This is a genomic window from Alcaligenes phenolicus (genome assembly GCF_032063905.1).
GTDB classification, from domain to species: domain Bacteria; phylum Pseudomonadota; class Gammaproteobacteria; order Burkholderiales; family Burkholderiaceae_B; genus Alcaligenes; species Alcaligenes phenolicus.
Genome location: NZ_DAMBOE010000005.1, coordinates 88300 through 104841, shown reverse-complemented (window position 1 = coordinate 104841; position 16542 = coordinate 88300). Strand labels below are relative to the sequence as shown.

The following is a 16542-nucleotide window of genomic DNA, read 5'->3' as shown; positions in this document are numbered from 1 at the left end:
AGCCCGATCAGGGCTGCGGGAAAGACTGCATCATAAACCCAGAAATGCGCGCAAATCCGTTTAGACCCACAGATTTGTACGGGAAAACCACAGCATCAATGATTTGCCTGACGGCCAGTCTGTGCTGTAATCCCCTCTGCCGCGTCGCGCCGGTCTTTTTTATTTTCAATACGATACCGTTTTCCATGCCCAACCTGCTCATCGAGAATATTCACAAACGCTATGGCTCCCTGGAGGTCCTCAAGGGAGTCTCTCTCAGCGCGGAGCCGGGCGATGTCATCAGCCTGATCGGGTCCAGCGGTTCGGGCAAAAGTACGTTTCTGCGTTGCATCAACTTTCTGGAAGCGCCTAATTCCGGTCGTATCGTCATCAAGGGCGAGGAACTGAAAACCCGTCTGGACCCCAAAACGGGCGAACTGGTTGCGGTAGATAAACAACAACTCAAGCGCCTGCGCACCAGCCTGGCCATGGTGTTCCAGCACTTCAACCTGTGGTCGCACATGACGGTGCTGGAAAACATTACCGCCACGCCTATTCATGTACAGGGCATGGACAAGGCGCAGGCCATTGCCAAAGCGGAGCTGTATCTGGACAAGGTGGGCCTGTCGCGCGATCTGGCCAAGCAATACCCGGCCTTCTTGTCGGGCGGCCAGCAGCAACGTGTGGCGATTGCCCGTGCGCTGGCGCTGGAACCTGAAGTGATGCTGTTTGACGAGCCAACCTCGGCACTGGACCCCGAGCGTGTGGGCGAAGTTCTGCGCGTTATGCAGAATTTGGCCGAAGAAGGGCGCACGATGGTGGTGGTTACGCACGAAATGAGCTTTGCGCGCAACGTCTCCAGCAAGGTGGTGTATCTGCACGAAGGCTTGATCGAGGAAGAGGGCCCACCGGAAGAAGTCCTGGTGTCGCCACGCAGCCCTCGTTTGGCGCAATTTCTGGCGGCGGGCGGTTCATCCAAGAGCTAAGATGCCCGCCTACGGCGCGCAATACGGATTGACGGGTCTGTGACTGGCTATCTGCCCCTTGGGTCGATCGGACCGACCAGTCACCGAGCAATCGCGAAGCAGTAGGTTCACTAAGCCTGCCAGGCTGCGACACGACGGAAACATCGAAAAGCCGGATCGCCGGGCCGCTGGATCGCTGGATCGCCAGACAGCCGAATGTATCTCAGCAGGTAAAACAGCCCAAAGACTTCGGCCACACTCTGAGCAGACATAAAGCAAACGGCGCCTTGCGGCGCCGTTATGCATTTGCAGCCATCCTAATGAAGCCGCCAATCAGCAGCTTCTGACTACAGCCCTGCTATCAGGACTTGGGACGTGGCATATCAAACAAGGCCAGGTCCGTAATCTCAAAGTAATCGCCAGGGCCACCACCACGCAGAATCGGACGTGGGATCGCGGTGCGGTAAATGCCGTCCACGATGCTGTTGGGCGACACATGCACACCCACCACTTCGCCCAGCACCATCCAGGTGTTCAGATCCTTGCCTTCCGAGTCTTTCAGCTGGAAGTGGGTCGTCACCTTGCACTCCAGCGAGGCATGACTCTCGCCCACGCGGGGGGCATCAATCAGGCGGGAATCCACAGGCGTCAGGCCTGCGACTTCAAACTCGCGCACATCTTGTTCCAGGCTGGTCATGTTCATGGGTTCGGCCAGATCACGGGTAGCCAGGTTCCAGGTGAAGACGCCGGTTTCAATTGCGTTGCGCACGCTGTCTTTGTAGCCCACGCTGGAAAAAGCGATGACAGGCGGGCGGTAGTTGAACACATTGCAGAAACTGTAAGGGGCCAGGTTCAGCACGCCTTCCGTGCTTTTAGTACCGATCCAGCCAATTACACGAGGGCCCACAATAGAACTGATCGGGTCGTGGCGCAGTCCATGGCCTTGTGTGGGTTCGTAGAAGTGAAAGTCTTTCTGCACGGTTCTCTCTGTTAATAAACACAACAAACTAAACGGGACTGCGGGAAATCCCGGTGGCCCACTGATATACTTTACAACTAAAATAAAGCCGCTGCAAACCGTTGAAACTCAAGGTTTTACGTATCCTTCCTGCCTTTCAGAACCATCTAGGCACATGAAACATGGAAAATAAGCCCGATCACTGGGCACGTGTAGCTTCTGCTGACCTGGAACACGTGCGCAAATCTGTCAGCGATATGTTCAAGTCGCACCAGCTCAAGCAGCTACGTGCCGATCAGACCCTGCAAACCCGGCTGCGCCACGCCCAGTTTGGTCAGGTCGCCTTGAGCCGCCTGGGCTACGGGGCCGATGTACACATACAACCCGATCACCTGGCCGGTTTCTACCTGGTCCAGATGCCCCAATACGGCACCGCCAAAATTCGCTGCGGTGGCCAAACCGTGGACTCCAGCCCCTACGCCGCCACGATCCTGAATCCCAACGAGGATGTGGACATGGTCTGGCACGCCAATAATGAGCAATTAATGCTCAAGATAGACCGCAATCTGGTGGAGCAGGCTGCCCGTGGCATGGGCCTGGACGTAGGCCCGCAAGGTTTGCTGTTTCCAGTACGCCTGGAAGCTCACACCCAGCCTTCCTGGCAAATCATGCTGCGCTACGTGCTGGACTGTGCGCGCAATTACGAAGACATTCGACGCTCGCCGCTGATCATCAACCAGCTGGAACAATTGGCTGTCACAACTTTGCTGGATCTGCACCCACCGGCTCAGATTCAGGCCCTGAACCCCACTCGCATCTTGCCGCGCCACTTGAAGAAAGTAGCCACCCATTTGCATGAGCAGGCCCATTTACCGGTCACGGTAGACGAACTCAGCACCATTGCGGGCGTCAGCTCTCGCACCTTGCAGCAAGCCTTCAGAGACCACTACGGCGTCAGCCCCATGCAGTACCTGCGCCAGGTTCGTCTGGACCGTCTGCGCCACGAACTGATCCATTCCAACGAGCCTCACCTGACGCTGGCCGACCTGGCCATGCGCTGGGGCTTTGCCCACCAAGGCCGTTTCAGCGCCGAATACCGCCGCCGCTTTGGCGAAACGCCTGGCGAGACCCTGCAACGAGTGCGCGGCGGCCAGCACTGAGCTGACCGCCTCACCCGTCCTCTCACCCCTTCAAGATACGCTGGGCTGCCAGATAGCCGGATTGACCACCCAGGCCAGGGCCTGGATGTACCGACGCACCAATTTGATGCAGATTGCGCCAGGGCGTGGTGCCACTGCGCGCGTTCTTGTGTCCTGCAAAAGGACGCATGAAAAAGAACTGATCCGGTGAGCACACCCCGCTATACGGATCGCCCCCCACCAGATTCATGTTCAAGGCCTCCAGGTCCGCCGGGCTGACGCTACGACGCCCGATAATCTTGGCAGCCAGGCCAGGCATGACGGTTTCCAGACGAGCCTGAACGCGATCGGCCATAGCCTCGCGCACGGCTTCGTTCCAGCGACCATCAGCCGGCACAGGAATCTCGCCCGCCTCATCGCCTTTGATGTGGCGCGGCAGCTCCTGCATTTGTACCCATAGAATCCAGTGACCTTCCGGTGCACGAGTCACATCCACCGCCACCGGCTGACCCACGGCTAAGGTCGGTTTGGCGGGCAGGTAGCCATTGCTGGCCGTGACCACCGAGGAACATACCTGCTCCATGCTTTCCGTCACATGCACCATAGGGACATGGCGCAGCTCCGGGTCCACCCAGTCGGGCGGGGAATTCAAGGCAAAGTGAATCTGCATGCCGCCCCGGCCATAGTGATAATCCTGGGCGGATTTCAACAGTTCAGGCTCCACTTCCGGCAACAAGTCGCCATAGAGCTGGCCCGGCGTCACGTTACACACCACGGCACGACGCGCCAGATAGCGCTGCGTTCCGACGCACACGCCTGTCGCCTTATTGCCGTCCACCAGCACACGATCCACATGGGAATTAGTCAGTACCGCGCCACCGGCTTCTTCGATGATGCGGGTAAAGGCTTTCACAATCTGGTAACTGCCGCCTTTGACCACCGGCATGCCACCACTGACCACGGCACTGAAAGTCAGCTTGCCGATCAGGGCCGAGCTGGCCTCGTCCGGGCCCAGGCCGCTATGCAATACCCAGGGCGCAATCATGGCACGGGCCAGATCGCTGCGCAGATCGCGCATGGCCCAGCGCCGAAAACTTTCCAGCGCTTGCGAGCCAAAGGACATCAAGCCATCCAGCCCCCGTTCGCGCCAGGCACCAAACGCCAATTTAGCCATGGGCCAGCGATAGGGCTCTCCGCCCAGCAAGCCAAACACCAGACTGGCATCCGGGCCAAACATGCGGGCCGCCATGGCACCCAAGGCATCGCCTTCACCGGGCATCAAGTCATTGAAGCGACGTACGGTGTCGTCCATATCCTGACGCAAGGCCAGCGACGAGCCACCAGGAATGGCCAGACCCGTGCTGTACTCGCCTTTGACAAACTCCAGACCGGCTTTGGCCAAGGGTTCAGCCAAAGTGGCATAGGATGCACCGCCCATGAACAGGGGATACCAGCTGGACAGAACATCATGGGTAAAGCCGGGGAACAGCTCCTGCGTACGGATACAGCCCCCGGCCACCGCATTGCGCTCCAGCACTGTCACCGACAAACCCCGCTGAGCCAACAAGGCGGCACAGGTCAGTGAATTCATCCCGCTGCCGACAATGACTACATCAGCGCTGTGCGCATCACTCATTTCAACGGTCTCCGCTAGGCGTAGTCAAGTTGGCGAAACGGCCACGGTGAAACACCGCAGGCTCGTGTTCGGTCAGCGTGGTGTGGCGCACCACACGGCCAATAAACAAAGTGTGGTCGCCACCTTCATGCTGACGGTAGTTCTCGCACACAAAGGTCGCCACACAATCGTCCAGCAAGGGCACACCTTCCTCACCATCCACGTGCGAGACCAGAGCAAACTTGTCCTTGACCTGGGAATTGGCAAAACCCAGGGCCACGGGCACTTGCTCCTGGCTGATCACGTTGATCGCAAAGTGGCTGCACTTCTCGAAAATTTCCAGGCTGGGCGAGTGATTCACCAGGCTCCACATCACCAGAGGCGGCTCCAGCGACAGGGACGTAAAGGAGTTGATGGTCAGACCCACCGCCCGGCCATCGGGACAACGAGTGGTGACAATGGCCACACCCGTTGGAAAATGGCCCAGTGCCTGGCGAAACGCACGGCTATCGACCACATTCAGATTGGACGGTGTGGGTTTGGCGTCAGCGGCTGCCAACGCTTGGGCAGACACGGCCTGCCGCTGGGCAGCGGTTTGGGACGGGGAGTCTTGCAGCGTTGCGGTGGGGGTCATGATACGTCTCCTTGAATACTATCTATCAGGCAGCCACAGATTGGCTACGAGTCTTCTCGATCAATGCCTGGGCGGCATTCAGATCTTCCCAGGCCGGGAACAGAACCGGTGGGTGGTTGAAACTGTTGGCCAGGAAATGAGCCAGGGCGGGCGATTGCTGAGCCGAGGTCAACAAGGCAAAAGAGGAGTCGGTTGGTGGCTTCAACATGGAATTGGTCCAGCGCACCACCAGATTGGCGTAATCCCAGTAACGCTCGAACGTTTCCTGCATCCAGTTCCGATCAAACGCGCCTTCACCACGTTGCAAAATGCTGTCCAGATACACTTGGGCGGCTTTGGCGGCGTTATTGGAACCTTGGCCGGTAATGGGGTCGTTCACGACCACGGCATCACCCAGACCGAGCACCATGCGGCCCGAAGGCAGCGTCAGCACCGGTTTGCGTACCGTGGGAGGGAAGGCGCCTGACAGGTAACCCTGGGCGTCCGTCAGTTCCACATTACGGGCACGGTCGCCTTCCCAAGGCAGGAATTCGCGCAGGAAAGAAACGCTTTGCTCCAGATGAGCTTCGGGCGTCTTGGCCTCGCGGAAACGATCCAGCGGACCACCGGGCACGCCTTCGAACACCATGATGTCGCAGGGACCGGACAGGGTCAGCGAGGGGAACACAAAGTATTCGCCCACACCGGGGATGAAGTTGAAGGACACGCGCGAGTATTCAGGCGTAGGCTCCAGACCATGTACATAGGTCAGGGCCAGGGCGCGCTGAGGCTTGTCGTACATGGAACGCTGATCATCACGCTCGAACAGTTTGACCACTTCGCCTTTACCGGCAGCCAGCATGGTCAGATCGTATTCCTGGGTGATGCGCTCCAGTTCGGCCACGCCCACGTCTTCCATGATCAGCTTGCCGCCACGCTGCTCGAACAGTTCCAGCCAGTAGGGCATTTTCACGCGCTGGTCAGTTGCCTGGGCTTCACGATCCAGACGGCCGCTCCAGTCCACGGCTTTGGTGTCAGGCTGTTCAGGGTTGGGCAGAGCAAAGCCAATGCCTTGTACAGGCGGGCATTCGTCGTCCCAGAAATTCAGGCCCAGTCGGCGCTCTACGTCCAGCGCCTCGGCAAACATGCACTGGCTGGACATCACGCGGCCACCACGAACATCGTCGGGGCTGCGGTTGGTGAAAACGGCTACGTCATAGCCCTTGGCCAAGAGGCCGAATGCAACGGGCATGCCAGCCTGGCCAGCGCCCACAATAGCAACTTTACGCATGATTTTTTCCTTCTGAGGGAGCTAAGGACGCCACTGCGGCGGCGTCCCGGTTTTTCTTATTCAGCCAACTTTGGAATGGCGGGTACACCTTGCTCGGGTCCCATGGCCGAGTAGCCGCCATCAACGGCGTAATCGGCACCGGTCACGAAACTGGCGGAATCCGAGAGCAGGAAGGACACGACTTCGCCCACTTCCTGGGGATCTCCCACGCGGCCCAGCATGTGAAATGCCGAGGCCACGCGGTCGGTTTTGGCGCGATCGCCGCCAGTCAGCTCGTCCATCACACGCGACCAGATCCAGCCGGGCGAGACCGAGTTCACACGGATACCGTCAGGAGCAAAGTCCAGCGCCATGCTGCGTGTCAGTTGCAACAAGGCGGCCTTGGAGACCGGGTACAACCAGCGCCCGGTTTGAGCGATCGACGAGGAAATGGATGTGAAATTGACGATGGAGCCGCCACGCGGCAGCAAGGGACGCACAGCCTTGGCAGCCTGCACCGCGCTGACCAGGTTGATATCCAAGGCCTTGAGCCAGTCTTCACGGCTGGAAGCCATGCCTTCATCCAGATAGGAACAAGCCAGATTGACCAGACCATCCACACGGCCAAAGTGCGCCTTCACCTGCTCGATGGCGGCATTCAGGCTTTGATCGCTGGTAATGTCCACTTCCCAGAATTTGGCTTTGGCAGCATCGTTGCCTACGGCTTTCTGACCACCTGCGGCATCAATATCAAACACGGCCACACGTGCGCCATAGCCCATCAGCACCTCGACCACGCCTGCGCCAACACGTGTTGCGCCGCCGGTGACGATGACTACCTTGTCTTTCAATCCTTTCATCTCGCTCTCCTGCCGCGGGCCCTTAGAACGGAACCGCTACTTTTACAAAAAATTGTTTTCCTTCAGGACGGCCACGCACACCCAGGTCCTGCTGGTACTTGGCCGTAATCAGCAGCCCCTTGTCATTGGCGTAACGCAGGCTGGGACCAATGGCGAAGGCACGGGCCTTGCTGTCACCGGCCATGGGGCCACGGTCGCTTTCAATCTGTTGATAGGCGTAACCACCCACCCCCAGCACCAGGCCATTACCAAAACCCCAACCCACGGCGTAATCGGCGTGAATGGCTTTACCCGTACGGGTTTCGGTGTCGCTGTTGCGGAAGTTGAAGTCCACCATCATCTTCAAATCCAGGTTGATGCCGCTGGGCTGCATGTAGCTGAATGCAGCAGCGGGCTGAATGGCCCAGTAGTTGCGGCCCAGGTTGGCGCTGTCGGTCACTTTGTAGCGGCCAGTCGGGGCAACAAAGTCCACGCCCAGGATGTAATGCATCTTCTCGCTGGGGTGAAAGCCCAGAGCGGGACCAAACACCACATCACCCAAACCACTACGGCGCTGGGACTGGCCGGCGGCTTGCGCCTTGACGGTCAGCAGGGGAGCCAGGGCATGAAATGCCAACTGGCCACCAAACACCTGCTGGTCCGTCACCCAGACCAGACGCGGCGCAACCATTGCCACATCGACCTTGAAGTCAGGAATAGGCAACTTGTCGCCATTCTTGTCACGCACCGAGTCGTAACGCATGGCACCGCCGTACATCAGCAAGTGCACACCGGGCGGCGGCAGGGCGCCACTCATGAAGTTTTCCAAACCATCGGGATAAATAGGCAGGCCATTACCTTCAATGGCATAGGCCGGGCCGGCGCCCAATACCCCTGCACCCAGAACCACTGCTGCTATTTTTTTATTGATGTCCCCCACGTCCGTTCTCCTTTTGTTTTTTAGGTATGACGATGGAGCCAATGGTAGAAGTGCTCTTTTTGTCGGTATATCCACTTTGCGCAGCGCCTGGCCAATAAGCGCAAGAAGCCGCAAAAGCAGGGAAAACCCCGATTTGGTTTAGATTTAAAGGATGACGATCAGCAAAGTCGTTAAACGCTGTGTTTCAACGGGTATCTGAGATAATTCCTCGCTTCCCGCCCAGTGAATAATCGATATCACCTGGGCCTGAACACCCAGGGCAGCGAGCGATGTGTAATACCGTCGTCGTGGACCTGGCCACAAACCCGCCGCTTCATCTTGATGAGCCCAACTCTCTCTTTTGCTGAATCCCGATTCAGCCAGCCCTTGCTCGGCCGCCGTTTTGGTGCCTGGGCCTTTATTACTTTTGCGGTACTGGCCGTGATGGCTACGTGGGCCATTTACTGGCTCACCCCCATGATCTCGGACGACTTCAACTACGCCAACAAAGGCATTGCGTGGACGGCGATCAAGCAACATTATCTGCAATGGAGCGGTCGTCTGGTCTCGGATACGCTCTCCAGCGCCATGCTCACGCTGGCTCCGGGATGGCTGAAAGCCACACTGAATACAGCAGCCCTGTTTGGCCTGGTCACAGTGCTGACGGCACTGGGGGCCCAACTGGCCGGACGAGCCTTGCGCCCGTCCTTACTGCTGCTGGTGTTCACCTTGTACTGGCTGGTCAACCCCCATCTGGGGCAAACCACATTCTGGTTGGTAGGCGCCGCCAACTACCTGTGGCCCAATCTGTTCAATTTCGGTTTTGTGCTGGCCTTTATCTGCTACTTGCAAAAGGGCAAGCCCTCTGTGATCACAGGCTTGGCGCTCTGCCTTCTGGGCCTGCTAGCCGGTTGCTCCAATGAAAACACCGGCGTTATCAGCTGGTGTTTGCTGGCGTATCTGTGCCTAAGGCACTTTCAGCGCACAGGTTCGCTGAACCCGTGGCACATGATTTGGCTGCTATGCATGGGACTGGGGGTCGCCGTACTGGTCCTGGCGCCGGGCAATCAAGTACGCGCAGAGGTCTTTGCTCATTGGTACGACCAGCCTCTTTCATGGCGCATTTGGGAGCATTTTGCTCGTCGTTTCCCGGATGCCATATTGCGGTACTGGGGGGTGATTCTAGTGATGCTGGTTTGGCGTTTTTCCATAGGGCCTGCGTCCTCTGAATCTGTACGCCGGGCGATGTGGCTGCTCATTGGCGCATCGCTTCTGGCCAATGCCATTCTGGTTCTGGCACCCAATATCCCCAAGCGAGCCTTGAATGGCGGCTTGATGTTTCTGCTGGTGGCCTTGTCTATTTATGGACATGACTTATTGGCGCAGGGGCAACGCGCTATGCCCATGCAGCGCAACCTGTTAGTGACCTTGGGGACCTGCGGCACGCTATGGCTGGTTTCCAGCGGCCTGATGTTACGCAGTTACCACGGCACCTGGGAGCAGGATCAGGTACGACGCGCTATCTTGGCCGATGCTCACAAGCATCAGCGTCATCACGTAAAACTACCCAAGTATTTTTTCCTGCCCACATTGCGTTCGCGGGATCGCTTCGATATGCACTTCGACCCCAAAGCCATAGCCCGATACTACGGGAGCAAGGCGGTGATCAACGAATATGCCGTCAATCAGCACTATGACCTGGAGACAGGGGCACCATCACCCACGCCTTAAAGCTTGAGGACTTGTGCATTTCCTCCGCTGCAAGCCGCTTCAGGCCCTGGGGGGTCTGGCAGGGCGAGTCAGACTACTTGCCGCAGGCAAGAGAGAGCGTAGAGATGCAAGCATCCTGCTGTTTGAGCCGGGCGCTTGTACTTGGTCCGGGGGACCAAGTACCCGGCGAGTTCAGGATGCGCCCGTAGCTCTCTCTTGACTAGGGCACCGGTGCGCAGCACCGGCAAGTGGTCAGCCCTGCCAGACCCCCCAGGGCCTGAAGCGGCGTTTTACAGGGAGAAGCGTCGACAAGGACTACAGCAGCAACCCGGCTTCCTATCCGCTGCGCTAACGACGTAAGCCCCCAAAAAAACAAAAAAACCCCGCTCTCCCAAAGGAAAGCGGGGCCAAAACTGTAGTGTGTCTCTTGCTGCGGATTACTTGGCAGCGCTCAGCTCTTTGATCTGCTCGCGGAAGTAGGCCAGAGCGGCTTTACCGTCGATGCCCTTCTTGTCGGCAGCTTTGATCCAGTCTTCTTCAACAAAGGCCAGACGCTCTTTCATCTGGTCTGCTGCTTCACCCTGGATGCGCAGTGTTTTCAGGCCAGCTGCGGTGTGCTTCTCAATGGCTTGCTGTTCGGCAGCCTGCCATTTGGAACCGAAGTCATTGGCAATCCATTCGCCGCTGATTTTCTCGATAGCAGCACGGTCGGCTTCAGACAGACTGTTCCACTTGCGCTCGTTCATGAACATGTACTGGCTGGATTTGCCAAAACCACCGGGCACCGACACGGCAGTCTTGACCAGCTTGTCCAGTTTCCAGTTGTCCAATTGGTCATACTGGAAGTACATACCGTCGATCACACCACGCGACAGCATTTCGTAGCTGTCCGAAGCAGGCGCGTTCACCGTCACGATACCCAACGCTTTACCGATGGCATCAAACAAGGGGCTAGGCGAGCGCAGCTTCTTGCCTTTCAGATCGTCAATGCTTTGCACATTGTCCTGGCTGGTAAAGATCACAGTGGCAGGGCTGGTCCACATACCCAGCAGTTTCACGCCTTTGTGCTCGTTAGCACCCATCATGAACTTTTCGTAAGTGCGCCAGTAAGCCACCGAGTTCACGCCACCGTCATCGGTCGTGAAAGGCAGTTCGGCAAATTCGATCAGCGGGAAGCGGTTAGCCGTGTAGCTGTGTACCGACATGCCCATATCAGCAATACCGTTACGCACCAGATCCAGGTGAGCCTGTGGCTTGCCCAGCGCGTTGATGAATTCCACCTTCACGCGACCTTCGGTAGCTTTTTCCACTTCCTGGGCCCAGGGTTCAAACATATTGGTCACGATGAAGTGGCCTGGAGGCATCCACTGGGAAAAACGCAGGGTGGTAACTTCAGCTGCAACCGAAGGCATGGTCGGTGCCAGGGCTGCTGCAGCCAGGCCCAGGCTCAAGGCCAATTTTTTGAAAACACGCATCTCGACTCCTCGTAAATTATTTTGCTGCCGGGCCACTACAGCCCGGCGTCTAGACCACTTGATGTGACAGTAAACAGGTCCTGGACCTGCACACCCAGCGGCTTTACTGCTGCCCGGATCACAACTGCATCCGGGCCGGGTTTACATACTGTTCGGGACGACCAGAACAATCCAGGGGACAAACACCAGCAAGAGCAAACGCAGGATGTCCATCATTACAAAGGGAGTCACACCCCGAATAATGGTGCCCAAAGGCACATCGGGCATCACGTTCTTGATCATGAAAATGTTCAGACCCAGCGGTGGGGTAATCAGACTGATTTCAGCAGCCACCACCACGATGATGCCGAACCACACCAGATCAAAGCCCAGGGAGGCCACAATCGGGTAGAAGATAGGCACTGTCAGCATGACCATGGACATGGTTTCCAGGAAGCAACCCAGAACCAGGTAAATGGCGCAGATGATCAGAATCACCACAATGGGCGACACATCAATACCCTGGATGAAGCCCAGCAACTGATTGGGCAAACCAGCCACGGTCAGGAAGTTGGTAAAGACCAGTGCACCAATCACCAGCGCAAACATGATGGCCGTGGTTTGAGCGGCTTCAATCAGCACCGTCAGGTACATGCGAGGCTGCCAGCCACGACGCTTCAAGGTCAGCAGGAAAGTCGCTGCCGCACCAATCCCGGCCGCTTCTGTCGGGGTGAACACACCACCGTAAATACCGCCCATGATGACGATAAACAGCACGGTAATGGCCATCACGCCTTTGGTAGCCTCAAAGCGCTCGCGCCAGCTGGCCTTCTCGCCAGGACGGCCCAGATTCGGGTTGATCGCGGTAATGATCATCACCGTGATCAGGTACATCAGCATGGCAATCATGCCGGGCAGGAAGCCAGCGGCAAACAGCTTGCCAATGTCGGTTTCGGTCAAGATCCCGTAGACCACCATCATCACGCTGGGCGGAATCAGAATGCCCAGGGTGCCGCCTGCCGCAATACTGCCGGTAGCCAGACGATCGTCATAGTTGTACTTGCGCATATTGGGCATGGCCACACGACCCATGGCCGCTGTGGTGGCCATACTGGAGCCACACAGTGCACTGAAGGCACCACAGGCAACAATCGTGGCCATCGCCAGACCACCACGCAGGTGACCAATAAAGGCGTGGGCAGCTTTGTACAGGTCCTTGGACAAGCCCGAGGCATTGACCAGATTACCCATCAAGATGAACAGCGGCAGCACGGTAAAGCTGTAGCTCATGGCTGTGTCGTAGCTGGTCTGTGCCGCCATGGTCAAGGCCGCTTCCATGCCCGTAAAGAAGGCAAAACCCAGCGTACCAACCAGCAACATGCCCCAGGCAATGGGCAAACCCAGAAATAAGCTACCCAGAAGGACAGCCAGTCCGATAATAGAAATCAACATGAAAAAACTCCGTCTTTATCGGCTTGGAGAGCTAAAAATCTTGAACAGGGAAGCCACGGTGGCAATGCCGGTCATGGTGGCGATGATGTAGGCAAAGGGCGCAATAGGCACTTGCAAGGCATTGCTCATATCGCCGTAATCGGCCAACTCGTTGGCGTGGCTCCACAGATAGACAGTCAGCACGGCCAGCATGACGGTAGAGACCACATTGATCACGAATTGCTGGATACGACGCGCCACTGAACCTAGCCAGGCGTCAATCAAACTGACGGTCAAGTGTTGCTGATGCCAGGTGACACGCGGCAAGGCCGCAAAAATCAGCACACCCAGCAAGAGTTCGCTGGCTTCATAAGCGCCCAGCAACGGGGCGTGAAATACATACCGGCCTATCACGTCCACGGTAGTGATCCCTGTCATCAGGATCAAGATGACCACACAGGCAGCATCCAGAATTGTCTCTACAACTCGTACTACTCCACGTGAACGCACCAGCTCCATTCCTGGCAGATCGTCGTTCATTACAGCTCCACTCTTTTTGGCCAGCGAAGGCCCGTTTTTTGGGTCATCATGCACCCCGAAAAATCGACGCGCATTGTTATATTTCTGTTCTAAATAGTTTATAGATGAACAAATCCAGGTAAATAGAAAGAAACCCTTAATTCCATCCAAAATCATGGATTCGTGGTTTCTATCTCACATAGCAAGAAATACGGTCGCAAACTGCCTCGCTTGTCCTGTGCAAGAGCTGGTAAAAACGGCTGGAACAGGCGCGAGTACTGTGCTTTGCGCAATGTCGAGCAGGCGAACATTGGCTTTAGGAAGGGCAATAAAAGAATCAGCCCACTAGCAAGCAGGCAGCATCCAGACCGGTAGCCAAACCCTGAGGCCCAGGTGTTTCATGTGACAAAAAAAGAGTCGAGAATGAACAGGCCCCTCACGTGTTGGACATACTTCCATGCGATGCGAGCAGGTCTGAAACAGCGACTTTTGACACCAAAAACCGGGGATAAAAACCAGAAATCGGCCTCTACGACAAAGAAAAAAACTTAGGCAGCAAAAAATCCAGGCACCGCTGACCAGCCGCCACCAATCAAGACGGTCCCTTCAGCCGTTTGTTTAAACGACACTCGCCGCCAGACATGCTGGAACAGATAGTCCATCAAGGGGGCTGTGCCATCCAAAAGCAAAAACCCCCTTGGAAAACCAAGGGGGTTTTATATGCCGTCAAGCAAATGGACTCGCTCCTGAACGCACTCAAAGCGCGATCACGGGCAGTCCCATTGCCCGTCGATCAGATCGTCAGCGTACCCACGCTGGCACCGCCGCAAACATACAGCGTCTGGCCGGTGATAAAGCTGTTTTCAGGGTCCGAGAAGAACATGGTTGCGCGGCTGATGTCATCCGCACGGCCCAGACGCTTCACAGGGATCGCAGCAGCCAGCTTGGCTTCACGCTCGCTGCCCGCCTCAACCACGTCGTAGAACATATTGGTGGTAATGGGGCCGGGAGCAATCACGTTGACGGTAATGCCCTGGTCAGCCAGTTCCAGCGCCCAGGTACGGGCCATACCCAACATGCCAGCCTTGGTAGCGGCATAGGCAGTACGGGTTTGCAGGCCCAGCGCACCACGCGAGGACATCAGCACGATGCGGCCAAAGTGGCGCTCGCGCATGCCAGGCACCACCGCCTGGGTAATCTGCAAGGCAGCACCCAGGTGAATCTGGGTCAGACCCTGCAAGTCTTCCAGCTTGACCTCGTCCAGCAAGGCCGGCCAGATCACGCCTGCGTTGTGGATGAAGTGGGTCACTTCAAAACGTTCGGCAATATCCTTGGCGGCCTTTTCGGTTGCTGCTGCATCCAGCAAATCCACCTGCACGCAGTGCAGACGCTCGTGCGTCCAGGGCAGGACATTGCGCGCCATGCTGATCACGGTGTAACCCTGATCCAGCATCTTGCGGCAAATGTCTTCACCAATACCGGTGCTGCCGCCCGTCACAATGGCGGTGTATTGAGCTTGTGTCATCTTGATTGTCTCCAGGCAAATTCAGGGCGCAGGGCGCGCCACCAGCACGGCTACGCCGCCGGCATCCAGCTCCAGACTCAGGCGCACTTTCTCGTCCGCCTGCCCGCCTTCAGGCAAGTGAGCGATGGCAAAAGGGCCGCAATCCAGGGCAACCGTGCCGATACGCCAGGGCAGTCGTGCCTGAAAGTAGGGTTCATTGCTGTGATGCAAGGTGGTCGTGGCCTGCAGAACACCCGTGTCGGCAACGGCCTGCCAGTTCAGCGTCGTGTGCAGGCAATGGCCGCACACATCGCGGGCGGGATACTGCACCGTGCCGCAGGACGGGCACACTTGCAGGGCGAATTCGCCACGCTGGGCGGCTTCGGTCAGTCCGACTGCCGTGGCGCTGCGTGCGCCCGGTGGCAAGATTTGGGTATCGCTCATCACTGCCCCCGTTCCAGCAAGGCCGCAGCAGTACAAATGCCACGGTCGTAATTGATCATGCCAAAGCCGGACACCAGGCCGATGCGGGCATTGGCCACTTGCGTGTCGCCTGCAGTATCCGTCAATTGACGTAGCGCCTGAACCAGACCCAGGTAACCACCGGCAGCGCCCGCCTGGCCTACCGATAGCTGTCCGCCACTGGTATTGAAGGGAAAGCTGCCATCCACGGTAAAGGTGTTCTTGCGGATGAAGTCCGGGCCTTCGCCCTTGGCGCAAAAGCCCAGGTCTTCAAACTGCAGGATGTTGATGACGGGGTAGTCATCGTAAGTTTCCATGAAATCCACGTCTGCCGGGGTGAGGCCCGCATGTTCGTAGAAAGCATCCTTGTCCATGGCCCAGCCACCGCGATGCTGCACAGGGTCTTCAGGGAAAGCGTTGTGACGCTCGATGGTAGAACGGATACGGACATAAGGCAGGCCCAGTGCTTGGGCCTGTTCACGACGCATGACCAGATAGCCTTCGGCTCCGGCACACGGCATCACGCAGTCAAACAAGTGGATGGGGTCGGCAATGACGCGCGCCTCCATGTACTGTTCCAGCGTCAGCGGTTTTTTCATCAGGGCATGGGGATTGCGCAGCGCATTATCGCGCTGGGCGACGCACAGCTTGCCGAAGTCTTCACGCGTGGCACCGTAGTGACGCATGTAGTAGTCCGTCAACAGCGCAAAGCTGGCGTTGGGGCCACCAGCACCGTATGGGTAGACGGCATCCTGCGAGAAACGGGAAAAACCCGACACCGTGTTCTTGAAGGATTCACGGTGGTTGGTATCACCCGCAATACACGCCACGATGGACGCATCGCCACACTGCACGGCACGAGCCGCACGACGCATGGCCACCACACCGCTGGCCCCACCCATAGGAATGTGGTCCAGCCAGCGCGGGCTCATTTGAAAATGCTGCATCACACCTACGGCAGTGTCCGAACCCAGCGTGAAGCTGGACACGCACACGCCATCGACATCGGCTTTTTTCAGGCCGGACTGGGCCAGCAACTGGCCCAATGCCGCACCCAGCCACCAATGCGCGGTCTGCTCGGAATGGCGCTCGTAGGGAATGGTCACCGGGGCGACCAGCACCACATCGTCATAGCCCTGGCGGGCTGCTTGCGGCAAGGCCATGG

At 57.6% G+C, this 16542-nt stretch carries 15 protein-coding genes; 3 read left to right on the top strand and 12 right to left on the bottom strand.

The features are described from left to right. Positions 1-185: 185 nt before the first annotated feature. Positions 186-965 (top strand): ABC transporter ATP-binding protein, encoded by a 780-nt coding sequence (locus tag U2949_RS11905; protein WP_026483915.1) that lies wholly within the window; start codon positions 186-188, stop codon positions 963-965. Positions 966-1305: 340 nt separating this feature from the next. Here U2949_RS11905 and U2949_RS11900 read toward each other — a convergent pair whose 3' ends face one another. Beyond that, positions 1306-1923 carry a flavin reductase family protein gene (locus U2949_RS11900; protein ID WP_026483916.1) on the bottom strand — a complete coding sequence of 206 codons (618 nt, stop codon included), beginning with the start codon at positions 1921-1923 and terminating at the stop codon, positions 1306-1308. A 161-nt stretch (positions 1924-2084) separates the two neighbouring features. Between U2949_RS11900 and U2949_RS11895 the strand changes: the two genes are divergently transcribed. After that, positions 2085-3062, top strand: a complete 978-nt coding sequence (locus U2949_RS11895) for an AraC family transcriptional regulator (RefSeq protein ID WP_257723330.1) — start codon at positions 2085-2087, stop codon at positions 3060-3062. Between the two features lie 22 nt (positions 3063-3084). Here U2949_RS11895 and U2949_RS11890 read toward each other — a convergent pair whose 3' ends face one another. Genes U2949_RS11890 through U2949_RS11870 form a run of 5 tightly spaced genes read right to left on the bottom strand, consistent with a single transcriptional unit; the run spans position 3085 to position 8309 of the window. Continuing rightward, on the bottom strand, positions 3085-4677 hold the full coding sequence (locus U2949_RS11890) for a phytoene desaturase family protein (protein ID WP_321287932.1): 1593 nt from the start codon (positions 4675-4677) through the stop codon (positions 3085-3087). Between the two features lies 1 nt (position 4678). Next, positions 4679-5290 carry a flavin reductase family protein gene (locus U2949_RS11885; RefSeq protein ID WP_026483919.1) on the bottom strand — a complete coding sequence of 204 codons (612 nt, stop codon included), beginning with the start codon at positions 5288-5290 and terminating at the stop codon, positions 4679-4681. Between the two features lie 25 nt (positions 5291-5315). Then, a complete protein-coding gene (locus U2949_RS11880; protein ID WP_026483920.1) occupies positions 5316-6560 on the bottom strand; it encodes a styrene monooxygenase/indole monooxygenase family protein in 1245 nt (414 codons plus the stop codon). Between the two features lie 56 nt (positions 6561-6616). Next, positions 6617-7399: an SDR family oxidoreductase gene (locus U2949_RS11875; RefSeq protein ID WP_026483921.1), complete on the bottom strand. Its 783-nt coding sequence runs from the start codon at positions 7397-7399 to the stop codon at positions 6617-6619. 22 nt (positions 7400-7421) lie between these two features. Further along, positions 7422-8309, bottom strand: a complete 888-nt coding sequence (locus U2949_RS11870) for a SphA family protein (protein ID WP_026483922.1) — start codon at positions 8307-8309, stop codon at positions 7422-7424. A gap of 330 nt (positions 8310-8639) precedes the next feature. On the opposite strand from U2949_RS11870, the gene U2949_RS11865 reads away from it, so the two are divergent. Next, positions 8640-10028, top strand: coding sequence for a DUF6056 family protein (locus U2949_RS11865; RefSeq protein ID WP_321287929.1), 1389 nt, complete (start codon positions 8640-8642; stop codon positions 10026-10028). A 416-nt stretch (positions 10029-10444) separates the two neighbouring features. On the opposite strand, the gene U2949_RS11860 is transcribed toward U2949_RS11865, so the two are convergent. The 6 genes from U2949_RS11860 to U2949_RS11835 all read right to left on the bottom strand — a co-directional run bounded on the left by U2949_RS11860 (position 10445) and on the right by U2949_RS11835 (position 16540). Then, on the bottom strand, positions 10445-11482 hold the full coding sequence (locus tag U2949_RS11860; protein WP_009464173.1) for a TRAP transporter substrate-binding protein: 1038 nt from the start codon (positions 11480-11482) through the stop codon (positions 10445-10447). A gap of 141 nt (positions 11483-11623) precedes the next feature. Continuing rightward, on the bottom strand, positions 11624-12913 hold the full coding sequence (locus tag U2949_RS11855; protein ID WP_026483924.1) for a TRAP transporter large permease: 1290 nt from the start codon (positions 12911-12913) through the stop codon (positions 11624-11626). A gap of 15 nt (positions 12914-12928) precedes the next feature. Further along, the gene (locus tag U2949_RS11850) at positions 12929-13432 is read right to left on the bottom strand and encodes a TRAP transporter small permease (protein WP_321287926.1); all 504 of its coding nucleotides are present in this window, start codon (positions 13430-13432) and stop codon (positions 12929-12931) included. 772 nt (positions 13433-14204) lie between these two features. After that, complete coding sequence (locus tag U2949_RS11845) at positions 14205-14936, bottom strand: SDR family NAD(P)-dependent oxidoreductase (RefSeq protein WP_009463811.1); 732 nt, start codon at positions 14934-14936, stop codon at positions 14205-14207. A gap of 21 nt (positions 14937-14957) precedes the next feature. Next, the gene (locus tag U2949_RS11840; RefSeq protein WP_321287924.1) at positions 14958-15359 is read right to left on the bottom strand and encodes a Zn-ribbon domain-containing OB-fold protein; all 402 of its coding nucleotides are present in this window, start codon (positions 15357-15359) and stop codon (positions 14958-14960) included. Then, complete coding sequence (locus U2949_RS11835) at positions 15359-16540, bottom strand: thiolase family protein (protein ID WP_321287922.1); 1182 nt, start codon at positions 16538-16540, stop codon at positions 15359-15361. Before U2949_RS11835 ends, U2949_RS11840 begins: the two co-directional genes overlap by 1 nt. Between the last annotated feature and the right edge of the window lie 2 nt (positions 16541-16542).

What these genes read in the sequence shown, in the direction of transcription:
- U2949_RS11905 (WP_026483915.1), top strand. Translation starts at nt 186, where the DNA reads ATGCCCAACCTGCTCATCGAGAATATTCACAAACGCTATGGCTCCCTG.
- U2949_RS11895 (WP_257723330.1), top strand. Translation starts at nt 2,085, where the DNA reads ATGGAAAATAAGCCCGATCACTGGGCACGTGTAGCTTCTGCTGACCTG.
- U2949_RS11890 (WP_321287932.1), bottom strand. Translation starts at nt 4,677, where the DNA reads ATGAGTGATGCGCACAGCGCTGATGTAGTCATTGTCGGCAGCGGGATG.
- U2949_RS11885 (WP_026483919.1), bottom strand. Translation starts at nt 5,290, where the DNA reads ATGACCCCCACCGCAACGCTGCAAGACTCCCCGTCCCAAACCGCTGCC.
- U2949_RS11880 (WP_026483920.1), bottom strand. Translation starts at nt 6,560, where the DNA reads ATGCGTAAAGTTGCTATTGTGGGCGCTGGCCAGGCTGGCATGCCCGTT.
- U2949_RS11875 (WP_026483921.1), bottom strand. Translation starts at nt 7,399, where the DNA reads ATGAAAGGATTGAAAGACAAGGTAGTCATCGTCACCGGCGGCGCAACA.
- U2949_RS11865 (WP_321287929.1), top strand. Translation starts at nt 8,640, where the DNA reads ATGAGCCCAACTCTCTCTTTTGCTGAATCCCGATTCAGCCAGCCCTTG.
- U2949_RS11860 (WP_009464173.1), bottom strand. Translation starts at nt 11,482, where the DNA reads ATGCGTGTTTTCAAAAAATTGGCCTTGAGCCTGGGCCTGGCTGCAGCA.
- U2949_RS11855 (WP_026483924.1), bottom strand. Translation starts at nt 12,913, where the DNA reads ATGTTGATTTCTATTATCGGACTGGCTGTCCTTCTGGGTAGCTTATTT.
- U2949_RS11850 (WP_321287926.1), bottom strand. Translation starts at nt 13,432, where the DNA reads ATGAACGACGATCTGCCAGGAATGGAGCTGGTGCGTTCACGTGGAGTA.
- U2949_RS11845 (WP_009463811.1), bottom strand. Translation starts at nt 14,936, where the DNA reads ATGACACAAGCTCAATACACCGCCATTGTGACGGGCGGCAGCACCGGT.
- U2949_RS11840 (WP_321287924.1), bottom strand. Translation starts at nt 15,359, where the DNA reads ATGAGCGATACCCAAATCTTGCCACCGGGCGCACGCAGCGCCACGGCA.
- U2949_RS11835 (WP_321287922.1), bottom strand. Translation starts at nt 16,540, where the DNA reads ATGGCCTTGCCGCAAGCAGCCCGCCAGGGCTATGACGATGTGGTGCTG.